Below are 16171 nucleotides of genomic sequence, written 5' to 3' on the forward strand. Positions count from 1 at the left end.
CAGGCGCCCTTCCCTGGCCCCATACCAATATGCGCCCCCGCCGGCGCCACAGACAGCCCCCAACACGTACAATCTCCGCTTTCCTTCCCGTCCCACCCGCTGCCATGACCACCCTCGGAACGCCTCTCTCCCCCTCTGCCACCAAAGTGATGCTGCTCGGCTCCGGCGAGCTGGGCAAGGAAGTGCTGATTGCACTGCAGCGCCTCGGTGTGGAAACCATCGCCGTCGACCGCTATGACAATGCCCCCGGTCAGCAGGTAGCCCACCACGCGCGCACCATCGCCATGAGCGACCCGGACCAGCTCAAGGCGCTGATCGAGGCGGAGAAGCCGCACCTGGTCGTGCCCGAGATCGAGGCCATCGCCACGCCCATGCTGGAAACGCTGGAAGCCGCCGGCACCGTGCGCGTGATCCCCACCGCCCGCGCCGCGCGCCTGACCATGGACCGCGAAGGCATCCGCCGCCTGGCCGCCGAATCGCTTGGCCTGCCGACCAGCCCGTACAAGTTCTGCGACTCGCTGGATGAACTGCAGGCTGCCATCGACGGCGGCATCGGCTACCCGTGCGTGGTCAAGCCGGTGATGAGCAGCTCCGGCAAGGGCCAGAGCAAGATCGACGGTCCCGATGGCGTCAAGGCGGCCTGGGACTACGCCATGGCCGGCGGCCGCGTCAGCCACGGCCGCGTGATCGTGGAAGGCTTTATCGATTTCGACTACGAGATCACGCTGCTGACGGTGCGCGCCATGGGCGCCAGCGGCCAGGTGGAAACGCAGTTCTGCGCCCCGATCGGCCACGTCCAGGTCAGCGGCGACTACGTCGAGAGCTGGCAGCCGCAGCCGATGCACCCCGCCGCGCTGGAAACCGCCCAGCGCATTGCGCAAGCGGTCACGGCAGACCTGGGCGGCATGGGCCTGTTCGGCGTGGAGCTGTTCGTCAAGGGCGAGCAAGTCTGGTTCAGCGAGGTCAGCCCACGTCCGCACGACACCGGCATGGTCACCATGGCCACGCAATGGCAGAACGAGTTCGAACTGCATGCCCGCGCCATCCTGGGCCTGCCGGTCGACACCACGCTGCGCAGCCCCGGCGCCAGCGCCGTGATCTACGGCGGCGTGGATGCCCAGGGCGTGGTCTTCGATGGCGTGGACCAGGCACTGAGCGTGCCGCAGACCGAGGTGCGCCTGTTCGGCAAGCCCGAGAGCTTCATCAAGCGCCGCATGGGCGTGGCGCTGGCCTACGCGGACGATGTCGACACCGCCCGCACCCGCGCCAAGGAAGCCGCCAGCCGCGTGCGTCCGCGCGCGGTCGGCTGAGCGTCAGGCGCAGCTCAGATCGGATGGTTGCCCGCGGCAGCGCCGTGGGCAGGCGCATGATGGACGGTGGCCTGTGCCGCCGCCACCTGCGCCGCGGCCAGCACCGGCGAGATGCGCACGCCGGTCAGATCCGCGCCTGACGGCGCCTGGTACAGGCGCAGGCCCAGCTCGGGCAGGATCGCCAGCAGGTGGTCGAAGACATCGCCCTGGATGCGCTCATAGTCCATCCACGCAGTCAGCGCGGTAAAGCAGTAGATCTCCACCGGGATGCCCTGCGAATCGGGCTCCATCATGCGCACGTTCAGCAGCAGGTCGTGGTGGATCTCCGGGTGCGCCTTCAGGTAGGCAATGCCATAGGCGCGGAAGGTGCCGACATTGGTCAGCCGGCGCCGGTTGACCGGGTCATTGCCCGCGGCAATCAGCAGGCGGTTGGCCTCGTCGACCTCGGCCTGCTTCTCTTCCAGGTAGTCGTGCAGCAGCCGGAAGCGCATCAGCGCCTGCACTTCCCGGTCCTCCAGAAAGCGCACGCTGCCCGCATCGAGCCGCAACGTGCGCTTGATGCGCCGCGCGCCGGATTCGAACATCTGCCGGTAGTTGCGGTAGCTCTCGGAGAACAGCTTGTAGGTCGGCACCGTGGTCACGGTGTTGTCCCAGTTCTGCACCTTGACCGTATGCAGGGCGATGTCCTTGACGTAGCCGTCGGCATTGCACTGGGGCATCTCGATCCAGTCGCCGATACGCAGCATGTCGTTCGAGGTCAGCTGGGTACTGGCCACCAGCGACAGCAGCGTGTCCTTGAACACCAGCAGCAGCACCGCCGACAATGCGCCCAGGCCAGACAGCATCCACAGCGGCGAGCGGTTGATCAGGATCGACAGCACCAGCACCGAGCACACCAGCCCCAGCCCGAGCCGTCCCACCTGGATATAGCCCTTGATCGAGCGCGTCTGCGCCTCGCGGCTGCTGGCGTATACGTCCTGCCAGGCGCTCAGCACGCCGCCTAGCATCAGGAAAAAGCAGATCCACAGGCCGGCATGGGCCAGGCGCTCGATGGCCAGCGCATAGCGGCCCATGTGCGGCACTTCGCCAATGCCAACGGTGATCACCGCGAACCCGACCGCATAGCCGAAGCGCCGATAGGCACGATAACGCGTCAGCGCCTTGCTCCAGGGGGCCTTGCCCCATACCGTCAGCAAGCGATGGGCGATACGCGACATCACGTGGCCGAACAGCCACTGCGCCACCACGGCGATCAGCACCAGCACGAGCAGGTACGAGGCAATCTGGGCCCATGGATGGGCCGGAATACGTTGCTGGAATAGCTCCAGCAGGGCATCGAAACTCATAGGGGGGCGTCTGCAGCCGGGTGAATCGACCTGATAGTGTACAAAACGCGCCTGACACCCTGCCCGTTCCGCCTCTACCGGCCGCGAATCGCCCGGCACACGGCGTGTCTCGCCGCCCCCCGCGTAGTTCGGCACCACGCGGGCCCGCTTCATGACATCCAGCCACTTCGCGCTCTCGACAAGGTTGAAGCGCGCGAATTCCTCTGCCGTCGGCTTGCTCGGCTCCACGCCGTAGGCCTGCATGCGCTGCTGCACGGCCGGCAAGGCAGAGGCGTCATGCGAACGAGGAGCCAACCGCCAAAAGCCGGTACGACCGGCTGGGCTAACAGAGCGCGCTGGCCGAAGTCGACTATCAAACCGGGCATAGTACCAATACACATATGGTGCGGAACTTGCGTTAATGCCGGATGCCTGTTGAGCGATGGATCCAGCAACATCTCCACCGACGGATCCATTGACGCCCAAAGTCTAGGGAGGGCGGGCTCCGACCGGGAAAGCGCTGAAGCCGTCGGTTCGAAATGGCGGAACGGTTGAACGTCATAACTAGCTGAAGAGCCCCCCCAAAAATTATGAAGGCATTAGATGCTCAGATAAGGCTATTCCTGGCAATAGCGCAGGCCCGCTCCATTTCAGGCGCTGCAATGACGCTTGGTCTAACCCAATCCGGCTTGAGCCGTCAGCTGGCCCAACTCGAGGCAGCAGTAGGTCAAAAGTTGTGCGACCGCCACGGGCGCGGGGTCTCCCTTACTGACGCAGGCCACAAACTGCAGGCTGCCGCCCAGACCGCATATGACGTTATCGACAATACGATTCTCCAGTTGCGCGAGGAGCAAGGAGTCAGCCAGGGCAGTCTCCGAGTGGCTGTTATTCATACCCTCAGCTACTACTTCATGCCAGACGTTGTCTCCCGATTCATGAGCCAGCGCCCAAATGCCAACGTCTCGCTCATGGGGCGGAGTTCACCTGAAGTTGTTGAGCTGGTGGAAGCGGGCAAAGCGGATATAGGCTTTGTTTACGACGTAGCGGTAGCCTCGGATGCCGTAGAAATCGTGCCGCTATTCGACGATGTCATGACGTTGATCGTCAGCCAAAACTCGCCCTCGGTCGCACTCGAAGGGGTCGACCTAGAGGCACAAAGAGTACCGCTTGTCGCTTTTCCTGCGCACTATGCGCTAAGACGAATGCTGCACAGGAAGGGACTTGACACAAATGTCGTGGCGGAAGTGGACACGGTCGATGCGATGCTCAGGCTCGTCGCATCAACCGGCGGTCAGTGCGTTTTACCAGACCGAGTACCGACGCAACTGCTCGAGAACTATGGGCTGTCACGAGTGCGCATAATAAATCCTCGTCTCAGTCGGCGCGTTGTCGCCATTACCAAGCGAGAAAAAGCTAAAACAGCGCTGGTGAAACACATGCTGAAGATCGCTCAAACGGTCTGAGGTAGTACGCCCAGTCATAGGAAGTATGAGCGCTCCGCGCTATCACAGTCCCTTCTGACTTCCCATAATCCAGTCGTAACGACATCCCACCGGCCAACTCGGGATGGTGCCGAAGTGTGCCCCCCACGAGGGGCAACAGAGGCGTTCTGGAGTCGCCGGGCCCAGTCTATGCCCGGCAACCAATACGACTGGAAACAAAATGGAACTTCGCTCTAAGGAATACTTCGACGAACGCGCAACGCAGGAGATGCGTGCCCATCTCAAGCCTCGCGAGCGCACGCTGCAGCAAACGCTGGCCTATGCTTGCCGCATCCTGGCCATGACCGGGCAGGAAGCTGGCTTGGCTGGCCAGATCAGCGCACGCTCGGAGCGCCCAGGCGCCTACTGGACCCTGCGTTTCGGCCTGGGTTTTGACGAAGCCACCGAAGCCGACTTTATCGAAGTCGACCAAGACCTGAATACCCTCAGCGGCACTGGGATGGCGAATCCGGCAACGCGGTTCCATCTGTGGGTTTATGCCGATCGCCCCAACACCCATAGCATCATCCATACGCATTCTCCGTATGTATCGGCACTTGCCGCGGCCAAGCAACCGCTAATCGTCTCGCAAATGGACATGACGCCGTTTCATAACGATTGCGCGTTCCTTGCGGAATGGCCTGGCGTTCCCATCGCTGACCAGGAGGGCGTGATCATATCCGGCGCTCTGGGCAGCAACCGCTCGATCCTGCTGGCCAGCCACGGTCAGTTGACCACCGGATGTAGCGTGCAAGAAGCGACCTATCTTTCTGTCTACATGGAGCGCGCTGCCCGCATGCAGGTGCGCGCCCGCACCTTCGGGCCGCTTACCCCGCTACCCGACGATCTCGCCCGTGAAGCTCACGACTACCTGCTCAAGCCTTCGATCGTCAACGGTACCTTTGATTACTGGTGCCGTCAGACGGAGCGTTGAGTCGCACCACCTTCGGCCTTCGGCCCCAAAAGACGAACCACGACCTCCAGCATGATTTTGCCCCGTTAGCAAACGGCGGCAAGTGTTCCCATGGCCATCTTGGCCCGCGAGACTGGCACCAGCCAACCCGCTTTTCGGTAGCGAGCGGCTGGTCTTTCGAAAGGGGACAGGGTCATACCGAGATTGGCACGCACAGATGCCGCTAGTCACCACTGGAGACGCAATGAATAGCCCCGTAAAGCAAACATCGACCACCACCAGCGCAGTTCATATCCCCCCAGCAAAGAAGCGTGCATTTGAGTGACCACGCTCGAGCACATCGCCCCCATCAAGCAAGTCACAGAGGCATTCTATGTATCCCGCCAATTCACAAGCAGGCATCGCCAGCGCAAATGCCGGGACGGCCAAGCAGCACACCGTCGCAGGCATTGCCAGCATGCTCGGCACGACCATCGAGTGGTACGACTTCTTCATTTATGGAACTGCTGCCGCGTTAATTTTCAACAAGATCTTCTTTCCCAGCTTCGATCCGATCAGTGGGACCCTCGCTGCGTTCGCGACCTACTCCGTCGGCTTCTTCGCCCGGCCCCTTGGAGGCATTGTCTTCGGCCACTTTGGTGACAAGGTTGGGCGAAAATCCATGCTGCTGATCACGTTGATGATGATGGGTATCCCGACCATCATCATCGGCCTCATTCCAACCTACGAGCAAATTGGTTACTGGGCCGCCGTGATCCTCGTATTGATGCGTCTTCTCCAGGGGCTCGCCGTCGGCGGCGAATGGGGTGGCGCCGTGCTCATGGCCGTGGAACATGCCCCCGAAGGCAAGAAAGGCTTCTTCGGTAGTCTTCCTCAAACCGGCGTCGCTCCTGGCCTTATCCTCTCATCGTTGGCAATGGCAAGCGTTGCGAGACTGCCTGAGGCGGATATGTTGAGTTGGGGCTGGCGCATTCCGTTCCTGGCCAGTGTGTTGCTTCTGGCTGTCGGATGGTTCATCCGCATCCGCGTCGCCGAGTCCCCTGACTTTGAAAAGGTTAAGCAAAGAGGCCATGAGGTCGAGGTGCCGGTGGTCCATGTCGTCAAACACCACTGGTTGTCGTTGCTCAAGGTATCCGGCGCGCGGATGGCGGAAGTCACGTGGTTCTACACGGTCGCTACCTTTGCCCTGACCTACGGTACGGTAACACTTGGTTTACCCAAGACGATGATGCTGAATGCCGTGATCGCGGGCGCTGCCGTCGCACTGTTCACAATGCCTCTCACCGGCTTGCTCGGGGATAAGATCGGGCATAGGAAGATCTTTGTGGTCGGATCGGTCGGAATCTGCCTCTTCGGGTTCGCGTTTTTTAAGCTTCTTGGCTCGGGAAGCGCCGGCGCTGTATATCTCGCCATGGTGATCGCCATCGGCCTTATCTACGCCATGCTGTACGGCCCCGAAGGTAGCCTATTTTCTGTGCAATTTCCCCCGGAAGTTCGCTACAGTGGTATTTCCCTTGCCGTGCAAGTCTCTGGTGCTATCGGTGGCGGACTGGCCCCACTGGTGGCGACCTGGCTGCTTAAGCTCGGCCAAGGTAGTCCGCTGTATCTCGCTGGCTACCTCACTGCCCTGGGGTGCTTGTCGATCTTCTGTGTATCTCGCATGAAGGCAACTGAGTAATGACCAAGGCAATTGACTATTACTTTTGGATCAATTCGGACTGGGCCTATCTCGGACACGGCCGTCTTGTGGAACTTGCCAAACGCCAATGCGCCGCGATCAACTATATGCCTGTGGACCTGCCGTACGTTTATTCGCAGACGGGGGGCATTTTGCTCGGGCAGCGCTCTCAGGAAAGGCAGGCTTACCGGATCACCGAACTCGCCCGTTGGTGCAAGCGGCTAGGGATTCCGGTCAATCCGCAGCCTAGATACATGTGCCCAAACGGTGATCTCGCTTCGTGCATGGTTATCTCTGCGAAGCACGCGGGGCTTTGCGAAGGCACCTTGGCCCAAGCGATTCTTCATGCCGAATGGTTGGAGGACCAGGACATCTCCTCACCAGAGACGCTGCAATCCATCGCCCGCTCGCTGGACTTGGATGGCGAGGCGCTTCTCTGCCAAGCCGCATCTCCAGTAATCAAAGCGGAGTACAGACAATACACCGACAACGCTATCTCAGCCGGTGTCTTCGGCTCGCCTGCATACGTCTACCGTGGAGAAGTGTTCTGGGGCCAGGATCGCCTCGATTTCCTTGAGGACACCCTGGCCTGCACCTAAGAATGGGGCGGCTTAAGAGCAAGGCAAGCGATGGGCATCCGCGCCTTGCGCATCTACGAAGGCGCCACCGTAGTGCAGCAGCTGATCATCGCCCGCGAGGTGCTCAGGCCGGGCGCCAACCTTGGGGCGCAACACGCCTGAGCGCGGCACGGCCAGGGCCGGGCTCAGGCCGGCAGCAACTTCAACCCGCCAATCCCCACAAAGATCAGCCCGATCAACACCAGCCGCATCGGCGCCGCGCTTTCGCCCAGGAACAGGATGCCGATCACCGTCACCCCGATCGCCCCGATCCCGGTCCAGATTGCGTAAGCCGTCCCGACCGGCAGGTGCCGCAGCGCCGCGCTGAGCAGGAAGATACTGGCCAGCGCCGCCCCGATACCCAGTGCCGTCGGCCCGGGCCGCGTCCAGCCGTCGGTGTGTTTGAGCGCCAGCGCCATCACGATCTCGATCAGGCCCGCCAGCACCAGCAGCATCCACGCCATTGCCATGTCTTTCATCCAGGTCTGCTGCCCGACACCCATTGCCGGGCACGCCACGCCACTGTAGGCTGTGCAGATCAGCACGAAAACTGGCGAAATCTGCAAAGGGGCTATGCAAACATGCAGGAAGCAGACTGGGACGACCTGAAGTACTTCCTTGCCGTGGGCCAGTCCGGCTCGCTCGCCGGCGCCGCGCGCGCCCTGCACGTCAACCATTCCACGGTCCTGCGCCGGCTGGCGCGGCTGGAAGAGACCCTGGGCACCCTGCTGTTCGAACGCCATGCAACCGGCTACGCCATGACCGCCGCCGGCGAGGCCCTGGCGCACCGGCTGGCCGGCGTCGGCGAGCAGATCGATGCTGCCCAGCGCCAGCTGTCCGGCCTCGACAGCCAGCTGAGCGGACCATTGCGCGTGACCACCACCGACACGCTGCTGGGTGGACTGCTGATGCCATTGTTTGCGGAATTCCGGTCGATGCACCCGCGCATCCAGCTGCAGATCGTCATCAACAACAGCTTCCTGAGCCTGAGCCGGCGCGAGGCCGATGTGGCGATCCGGCCGGCGAATGCGCCGCCGGAGTACCTGGTGGGCCGCCGTATCGGGCGCCTGCAGACGGCACCATACGCGGCGCGGCGCTACCTGCAGCAACTCGGCCTGCCAACGGAAGCCGACCATCCGCGGCTGGCGGACTGGTCGGCCTATGACTGGGTCGTGCCGGACGATGCGCTATCCCACCTTGCCCAGGCGCGCTGGATACGCGACCACGTGCCGGAACCCCGCCGCGCCGTCAGTGCCGACAGCCTGGTCGCCATGGCCGATGCCGTATGGCACGGCATGGGCGCCGGCATGCTGCTGTGCCTGCTGGCCGGGGCTGACGCAGACCTGGTGCGGCTGGCGCCAGTCGATGAAGCCATGGATACCGATTTGTGGGTGCTGACGCATCCGGATCTCAGGCACAGCGCGCGCGTGCGGGTGTTGGGCGATTTCCTGTATGAGCGGCTGAGACAAGGGGAATGGGTGGCGGGCTGAAGACTTGCCCCCTGGTTCAGGCCGCCGCCGCATACATCTCCATCAGCTGCTCATCCGCATACCCCCAGTCAGCGGCATTCTCGAACGCCACCACCGTCTCGTCGCTGTGGCGCAGGTCGATCAGTTCGGTGGGGACGGGCCTGGACTGCGATACGGAATAGAACGCCATCACCTTCGGCCGCAGCGGATCGGCCTCGTTCTGCGCGCAGACCACTGCCAGCCGGTTCGAACGCAGCCGCAGCACGGTGCCGAGCGGATAGATGCCGACCGTGCGGGTGAAGGCCTTGAACACGCGCCGGTCGAACAGCGTGTCGACACGCACGGCCATGTATTCCATGGCGCGGGCCGGCGACCACGGCCGGTGGCCCGGGCGGCTGGAAGTGAGCGAATCATAGGCATCGCAGATCGCGCCGATCTTGGCGTGCACGCTCAGTTCGTTCCCCGCCAGGCCGTACGGGAAGCCACGCCCGTCCACGCGTTCGTGATGGTGGACGCAGACATCGAGCGGGATGTTCGAATAGAGCCGGGCCTCGTTCAGGATGCGGTAGCCAGCCGACGGATGCCGGCGGTAGATCTCCTCTTCCTCGGGCGTGCGTTCGCTGGCCTTGTGCACCGGGGCCGCGGGCAACGTCAGCTTGCCGATGTCGTGGACCAGGCCGGCCAGGCCGAGCTCGCGCACCTCGTCGTCGGGCAGGCCCAGCGTGCGGCCGACGGCGATCATCAGCGCGCAGACGGCGAAGGCGTGCAGGTAGTTGTCGTCGCCCCGCGCCTTGAGCCGCGCCAGCGCCAGCAACGCCTGCCCATGGCGCGACAGCGAGCGCGAGGCGGAATCGACCAGCAGCAGCGCGCCGTTGACCTCCAGCGCCCGGCCCATGCGGATGTCGGCGAACATCGAGCCGATCACGGCCTTGCCGGATTGCAGCAGCTCGCGCGCGCGGACGATCTCGGCATCAAGCGTGGCGGCGGGTGGCGGCACGGTGGCCGGATCCATGGGGTCGGGTGTCGACTCCGGGGCCGGGACGGGTCCGGGTATTTCCGGCGTGTCCGGCGCCGGTACGTTGCGGCCCTTCAGGATGTCGATCCAGACCTCCTGCACCCCTGCCGACTGTATCTGCCGGACCTGGTCCTCAGTGGCGACCAGGAACTTTGCGCGCCAGAACGGATGGTTGATCCACGGGCCGCCAAGCCTGGCGACAAACATCCCGACCTGCAGTTGTTCCGACCGTATGCGTCTCAACATGCGTTACCCCCTCGGATGATGGTTTTCTTGTTGTCGATCCGGTTATCGGCGGCCGCCGGCAGGACTTTAGCCCCCATTGCGGGGGAGGAACCGTGCCGCCCGCCCTTGTCAAGCGCCGCCCGAATGCCCGGACGGCGTCCTCGGGCATTGCCGGGGGCGGTGCCGCCGGCGCTACAATGGCCCGCCCAGTGCTCACAGACGCCAGCCAGTCGCCCCCGTTCACCCATGTCCGGAACGTACACGCTAGTCGGCATCGCCCGTGCCAAGACCCACCGCCGCGAGGCGCTGGTATCCCAGCTCACCACGCTGCGCTCGCGCGGGCTGACCGAGCCCGGCTGCCTGGACTACCACGTCGGGCAAGACGCCGAGGATGCGCGAGTCTTTGTGATCTATATGGTCTGGGACTCCAAGCGCGCGCTCGAATCGCACCTGAACCGGCCCTATATGCGCGATTTCCACGCATCGCGCGCAGATTTCGTCGAAGGCGATTTCAGTTTCCGCTGGCTCAACGCCGCCTGATCCGCCTGGCCACGGGCAATCCCGGTCACTTCCGGCCGTCCCCCTGCTTGTCATTCCCGCCGCACCGATCTATCACTCAATGTGACGCCCGGAGCGGGCACGGCAGGAGTGCACCATGGAAGTCAGGGATGGATTTGCCGGCACCATCGGCCACACCCCGCTGATCCGGCTGGCCGGCCTGAGCGCCGAAACCGGCTGCGATATCTACGGCAAGGCGGAATTCCTCAATCCAGGCGGCTCGGTCAAGGACCGCGCGGCCCTCTACATCATCCGTGATGCCGAACGGCGCGGGCTGCTGACGCCCGGCGGCACGGTCATCGAAGGCACCGCTGGCAATACCGGCATCGGCCTGGCCCACCTGTGCGCGGCGCGTGGCTACCGCTGCATCGTCGTGATACCTGACACACAGTCGCCCGAGAAAATGGAGCGGTTGCGCATGCTCGGCGCCGAGGTCCGCGCGGTGCCCGCCAAGCCTTACGCCGACCCGGACAACTACCAGAAGATTGCCGGCCGGCTGGCCGACGAGACCGACAACGCGATCTGGGCCAACCAGTTCGACAACCTGGCCAACCGCCAGGCCCACTACGAGACCACCGGACCCGAGATCTGGCACGCCACCGGCGGGCATATCGATGCCTTTACCTGCTCCACCGGCACCGGCGGCTCGCTGGCCGGCATCGCGCGCTGCCTGAAAGAGCACAAGCCCGGCGTGCGCATCGTGCTGGCCGACCCGCACGGCAGCGCCCTCTATAACTTCGTCAAACACCGCGAGCTCAAGGCCGAGGGCAGTTCGATCACCGAGGGCATCGGCACCAGCCGCGTCACCGCAAACCTGCAGGACACGCCTATCGACGATGCCGTGCGCATCGACGACCAGACCTGCGTGGACATGGTCTACCGCCTGCTGCGCGAGGAGGGGTTGTTCGTGGGCGGGTCGTCGGGAATCAACGTCGGCGCCGCGGTGGCGCTGGCGCGCGAGATGGGGCCGGGCCATACCATCGTCACGCTGCTATGTGACCGCGGCGACCTGTACATGGCACGGCTGTTCAATGAGGCCTGGCTGGAGGGCAAGGGGCTGCAGCCGATTCCGTTCCGGCGTGCCGGCCCCGCCGGGTAAATGCCTGCGCGGCTCACGCCGCCTTGAGCCGCCGCCACAGCGTGGTCGGGCTGATGCCGAGAACATGGCAGGCCGCGGCGCGGTCGCCGCCGCACTCGGCCAGCACGCGCCGGATATGCTCGACTTCGCTGGACTGCTTCACGCCAGCCAGGGAACGGCGTGGGCGTGTTGCCGGAGCGGCGTGCTCAGCGTCGGCCTCGGCCGGCGCCAGCATGCCATCGCCGAACAGCTCCGGCACGGCTGCCTGCAGCTCGCGCTGCAGCGCGTCGCTGTCCAGCCGGCGCCCGGCCACCAGCACGGCGATTCGTTCGGTCACGTTTTCCAGCTCGCGGATATTGCCCGGCCAGCGGTAGCGCGCCAGCCGCGCGCGGGCCGCGGCGGGCAGGCGCTGCGGCCGGTCCATGCCCAGGCGCTCCTGGGCGCGCCGGTACAGCAGCTCGGCCAGCTCCTGCAGGTCTTCGGAGCGGTCGCGCAGAGGCGGCATCTCGATGCGCAGGATATTGAGGCGGTAGTACAGGTCCTGCCGGAATGAGCCATCGCGCACCATCGCGGCCAGGTCGCGGTGGGTGGCGCCGATCACGCGCACGTTGACCGGTACGGCGTCGAGGCCGCCGATCGGCAGCACCTGCTTTTCCTGCAGCACGCGCAGCAGGCGCGTCTGCAGCGCGGACGGCATGTCGCCCACCTCGTCGAGGAACAGCGTGCCGTTGTGGGCCGACTCGAACAGACCGGCCTTGCCGCCGCGGCGCGCGCCGGTAAAAGCGCCCTCTTCGTAGCCGAACAGCTCGCTCTCCAGCAGCGCCTCGGGGAAGGCCGCGCAATTGACCGCCACGAACGGGAAGGCGCGGCGCGGGCTGGCGTCGTGCATGCCCTGCGCCAGCACCTCCTTGCCGGTACCGCTCTCGCCGCCGATCAGCACGGTGGAATCCACCGCCGCGTAGCGCCGCGCCAGCTCGCGCAGCTCGGTCATGGCCGCGGAGGTGCCGGCCAGGTCGTCCAGGCTGTAGCGCACCCCGGCCGGCCGCGTGCGGGCGCGCGAGCGCAGGTTGCGGTCCACGCGCTGGATCGCGCTGGCGTCCTGGATGGTCAGCACCGCGCCGGTGGTGCCGGCCTCGCCGATGATGGGGATGCGGTTGACCACCACCATCTTGTCGCCGAGCTTGTGGATCGCTTCCAGTTCCTTGTCGCCGCTCTGCATCACGCCTTCGAGTGCCAGGTTTGGCGCCAGCGTCTGCAGCTTGCGCCCGACCGCGGCGGCGACGGAAGTGCCGAGAAAACGCTCCATCGCCGGGTTGAACGACTGGATGCGTCCTTCGGCATCCACCGCCGCCACGCCCTCGTTCAGGTGCGCCAGGATGGTGTTGACGTAGTCGCGCCGGGTGGCTTCGATGCGGCGCAGGCGCGCGGCCTCGATCGCGTCCTCCAGCGCCATGCGCACCGAGTTGCCGGAGTACAGGAACACGCCGGTCAGGCCATAGCGATCGGCCAGGTCGGTCACCAGGCCGGGGCCGACCACGACCTGGATGCCCTCCTGCTTGAGCGCCTTTACGCGCGCTACGGCGTCGTCCTCGGTCAGGTAGGTATAGGCCGGGACCGACAGCGAGAACGCGCGCACGAATTCATCCACCTCGGCATACGTCGACGCGTGCGTGACCAGCGCCACCCGCGGCGAGATGCGCCGCGCGGTGGCCAGCGCGCTCATCACGTCAAAGCCCGTGACCTTGACCAGCACCACCGGCACATCCACGTGCTGGCGCAGGTAGGCGCCGTTGGAGCCGCCCGCCACCACCACGTCGAGCCGGCCCTCGCGCGCCTCGCGCGCCACGGCGCTGGCGGCGGCCTCGAAACCCTTGCCGACGATGCGAAATTCGGCCCGGTCGGCGTAGGCCGGAATCAGGTCGGCGAAGGCGCGTGCCAGGCGGCTGATGCCGATGGCCCAGATGCGCGGACGGGCTTGCGTGGAAACGGGAGGAGCCATGGTGCGATGCGGAAAGAATGCGTGGTGAAACCCGGGACGAACAGGCGTACAGTGCTGGCACATTGTCCGCCACGCAGCCCCGGATTTCAACTTTGAATTCCAAACTTGTGATTTTGAAATTCAATTGTGCTGAAAAGATGACATGAAATCGGCGTCGAGGCCAGCCGCCCTACCCGCCAGCCCAGCGCTGACAAGGGCTGGCGGATTTTCCGTGGGCCCGCCCAAAGGCTTGGCACACCCCTTGCAGTATTAGGCCCGTCCTGTTCACCAACGCATACGCCATGACCTACTCCGCTTCCGACCTCGCGCGCTCCGCTGGCGCCCGCTTCCGCCAGGCGCTTGCCGACGAGCATCCGCTGCAGGTAGTCGGCACCATCAATGCCAACCATGCCCTGCTGGCCAAGCGCGCCGGCTACCGCGCCATCTACCTGTCGGGCGGCGGCGTTGCGGCCGGCTCGCTGGGCTTGCCGGACCTGGGCATCTCGAACCTGGATGACGTGCTGACCGATATCCGCCGCATCACCGACGTGTGCGACACGCCGCTGCTGGTGGACGTCGACACCGGCTTCGGCGCCTCGGCCTTCAACGTGGCCCGCACCACCAAGTCGCTGATCAAGTTCGGCGCGGCGGCCATGCACATCGAAGACCAGGTCGGCGCCAAGCGCTGCGGCCACCGCCCCAACAAGGAAATCGTCACGCAGGGTGAAATGGTCGACCGCATCAGGGCCGCCGTCGACGCCCGCACCGACGAGAACTTCGTCATCATGGCCCGCACCGACGCGCTCGCCGTCGAAGGCCTGGACAAGGCCATCGAGCGCGCCGTCGCGTGCGTGGAAGCCGGCGCCGACGCCATCTTCCCGGAAGCCATGACCGACCTGGCCATGTACCGCAAGTTTGTCGATGCGGTGAAGGTGCCGGTGCTGGCCAATATCACCGAATTCGGTGCCACGCCCCTGTTCACCACCGAAGAACTCGGCGGCGCCGGCGTGTCGATGGTGCTGTACCCGCTGTCGGCCTTCCGCGCCATGAACAAGGCGGCGGAGAACGTCTACGCGGCCATCCGCCGCGACGGCACGCAGAAGAACGTGGTCGATACCATGCAGACCCGCGCCGAGCTCTACGAGAGCATCGGCTACCATGACTTCGAGCAGAAGCTGGACGCGCTCTTCGCACAAGGCAAGGGCAAGTAAGCAAGACTCACGCACGGCCGGGCTATGTCCCGGCCGCTTGCACGACAACAGACAGGCAATACCAGGCATCAAACAAAGGAGACCCAGATGTCCGAAGCGCAACCGCTCGTCACTCCCAAGCCCAAGAAATCCGTCGCCCTGTCGGGCGTGACCGCCGGCAATACCGCGCTGTGCACCGTTGGCCGCACCGGCAACGACCTGCACTACCGCGGCTACGACATCCTCGACATCGCCGAGACCTGCGAGTTCGAGGAAATCGCCCACCTGCTGGTGCACGGCAAGCTGCCGACCAAATCCGAACTGGCCGCCTACAAGGCCAAGCTCAAGAGCCTGCGCGGCCTGCCCGCCAATGTGAAGGCCGCGCTCGAATGGGTGCCCGCCAGCGCCCACCCGATGGACGTGATGCGCACCGGCGTGTCGGTGCTGGGCACCGTGCTGCCGGAGAAGGAAGACCACAACACCCCGGGCGCGCGCGACATCGCCGACCGCCTGATGGCCAGCCTCGGCTCGATGCTGCTGTACTGGTATCACTACAGCCACAACGGCCGCCGTATCGAGGTGGAAACCGACGATGACTCCATCGGCGGCCACTTCCTGCACCTGCTGCACGGCGAGAAGCCGTCGGCACTGTGGGAGCGCGCCATGAACACCTCGCTCAACCTGTACGCCGAGCATGAATTCAACGCCTCGACCTTCGCCGCCCGCGTGATCGCCGGCACGGGCTCGGACATGTTCTCGTCGATCAGCGGCGCCATCGGCGCGCTGCGCGGCCCCAAGCACGGCGGCGCCAATGAAGTCGCGTTCGAGATCCAGAAGCGCTACGACAACCCGGACGAGGCGCAGGCCGACATCACCCGCCGCGTCGAGAACAAGGAAGTCGTGATCGGCTTCGGCCACCCGGTGTACACCATCAGCGACCCGCGCAACCAGGTGATCAAGGACGTGGCGAAGAGGCTGTCGAAGGACGCCGGCTCGATGAAGATGTTCGACATCGCCGAGCGCCTGGAAACGGTGATGGGAGACATCAAGAAGATGTTCCCGAACCTGGACTGGTTCAGCGCGGTGAGCTACCACATGATGGGCGTGCCGACGGCGATGTTCACGCCGCTGTTCGTGATCGCGCGCACGTCCGGTTGGGCCGCGCACATCATCGAGCAGCGCATCGACAACAAGATCATCCGCCCGAGTGCCAACTACACCGGCCCGGAGAACCTGAAGTTCGTGCCGCTGAAGGATCGCAAGTAAGACCGGCTGCCGGTTTGCTCCGCGTCGGGTTGCATTGATCCGGGCCTGCGGGCAAGGGGGTAGTTGGT

14 protein-coding genes and 1 pseudogene are annotated in these 16171 nt (G+C 64.8%); 11 read left to right on the plus strand and 4 right to left on the minus strand.

The genetic code is table 11. The annotated features are described in order from the left end of the window. Nucleotides 1-104 precede the first annotated feature (104 nt). Nucleotides 105-1310, plus strand: a complete 1206-nt coding sequence (purT, locus tag AC07UK_RS00505; protein ID WP_080569540.1) for a formate-dependent phosphoribosylglycinamide formyltransferase — start codon at nt 105-107, stop codon at nt 1308-1310. Nucleotides 1311-1324: 14 nt separating this feature from the next. On the opposite strand, the gene AC07UK_RS00510 is transcribed toward purT, so the two are convergent. Next, nucleotides 1325-2656 (minus strand): mechanosensitive ion channel family protein, encoded by a 1332-nt coding sequence (locus AC07UK_RS00510; RefSeq protein WP_494685466.1) that lies wholly within the window; start codon nt 2654-2656, stop codon nt 1325-1327. Between the two features lie 569 nt (nt 2657-3225). On the opposite strand from AC07UK_RS00510, the gene AC07UK_RS00515 reads away from it, so the two are divergent. From AC07UK_RS00515 to AC07UK_RS00535, 5 genes and pseudogenes are all read left to right on the plus strand, one after another. Next, nucleotides 3226-4098: a LysR family transcriptional regulator gene (locus AC07UK_RS00515; RefSeq protein WP_436221763.1), complete on the plus strand. Its 873-nt coding sequence runs from the start codon at nt 3226-3228 to the stop codon at nt 4096-4098. Nucleotides 4099-4297: 199 nt separating this feature from the next. Further along, a complete protein-coding gene (locus tag AC07UK_RS00520) occupies nt 4298-5050 on the plus strand; it encodes an aldolase (RefSeq protein ID WP_436221764.1) in 753 nt (250 codons plus the stop codon). A gap of 352 nt (nt 5051-5402) precedes the next feature. Further along, entirely contained in the window at nt 5403-6707 is a 1305-nt protein-coding gene (locus AC07UK_RS00525) for an MFS transporter (RefSeq protein WP_436221765.1), read from the plus strand. Next, entirely contained in the window at nt 6707-7306 is a 600-nt protein-coding gene (locus AC07UK_RS00530; protein ID WP_494685465.1) for a 2-hydroxychromene-2-carboxylate isomerase, read from the plus strand. Before AC07UK_RS00525 ends, AC07UK_RS00530 begins: the two co-directional genes overlap by 1 nt. A 3-nt stretch (nt 7307-7309) precedes the next feature. Then, nucleotides 7310-7447: pseudogene (locus AC07UK_RS00535) on the plus strand (acyl-CoA dehydrogenase family protein); the annotation flags it as partial. Nucleotides 7448-7470: 23 nt separating this feature from the next. Here AC07UK_RS00535 and AC07UK_RS00540 read toward each other — a convergent pair. Continuing rightward, the gene (locus AC07UK_RS00540; protein WP_018313582.1) at nt 7471-7788 is read right to left on the minus strand and encodes a DMT family transporter; all 318 of its coding nucleotides are present in this window, start codon (nt 7786-7788) and stop codon (nt 7471-7473) included. Between the two features lie 117 nt (nt 7789-7905). On the opposite strand from AC07UK_RS00540, the gene AC07UK_RS00545 reads away from it, so the two are divergent. After that, nucleotides 7906-8814: a LysR family transcriptional regulator gene (locus AC07UK_RS00545; RefSeq protein WP_494685464.1), complete on the plus strand. Its 909-nt coding sequence runs from the start codon at nt 7906-7908 to the stop codon at nt 8812-8814. 16 nt (nt 8815-8830) lie between these two features. Here the strand turns inward: AC07UK_RS00545 and AC07UK_RS00550 are convergent, their stop codons facing one another. Next, the gene (locus tag AC07UK_RS00550; RefSeq protein WP_494685463.1) at nt 8831-10054 is read right to left on the minus strand and encodes a cyclic di-GMP phosphodiesterase; all 1224 of its coding nucleotides are present in this window, start codon (nt 10052-10054) and stop codon (nt 8831-8833) included. Between the two features lie 225 nt (nt 10055-10279). Here AC07UK_RS00550 and AC07UK_RS00555 point away from each other — a divergent pair, with 225 nt between their 5' ends. Together AC07UK_RS00555 and AC07UK_RS00560 are read left to right on the plus strand one after the other, a co-directional pair. Beyond that, nucleotides 10280-10573, plus strand: coding sequence for a putative quinol monooxygenase (locus tag AC07UK_RS00555; RefSeq protein WP_010812104.1), 294 nt, complete (start codon nt 10280-10282; stop codon nt 10571-10573). A gap of 115 nt (nt 10574-10688) precedes the next feature. Further along, nucleotides 10689-11690, plus strand: a complete 1002-nt coding sequence (locus AC07UK_RS00560; RefSeq protein WP_494685462.1) for a cysteine synthase A — start codon at nt 10689-10691, stop codon at nt 11688-11690. 13 nt (nt 11691-11703) lie between these two features. Here AC07UK_RS00560 and prpR read toward each other — a convergent pair whose 3' ends face one another. After that, nucleotides 11704-13668, minus strand: a complete 1965-nt coding sequence (gene prpR, locus AC07UK_RS00565; protein WP_436221769.1) for a propionate catabolism operon regulatory protein PrpR — start codon at nt 13666-13668, stop codon at nt 11704-11706. Nucleotides 13669-13949: 281 nt separating this feature from the next. On the opposite strand from prpR, the gene prpB reads away from it, so the two are divergent. Together prpB and prpC are read left to right on the plus strand one after the other, a co-directional pair. Beyond that, nucleotides 13950-14858 (plus strand): methylisocitrate lyase, encoded by a 909-nt coding sequence (prpB, locus tag AC07UK_RS00570; RefSeq protein WP_013956854.1) that lies wholly within the window; start codon nt 13950-13952, stop codon nt 14856-14858. An 87-nt stretch (nt 14859-14945) separates the two neighbouring features. Continuing rightward, a complete protein-coding gene (prpC, locus tag AC07UK_RS00575; RefSeq protein WP_494685461.1) occupies nt 14946-16103 on the plus strand; it encodes a bifunctional 2-methylcitrate synthase/citrate synthase in 1158 nt (385 codons plus the stop codon). The last annotated feature ends 68 nt before the right edge of the window (nt 16104-16171 follow it).

It is taken from the genome of Cupriavidus sp. GW821-FHT07C08, assembly GCF_059419025.1.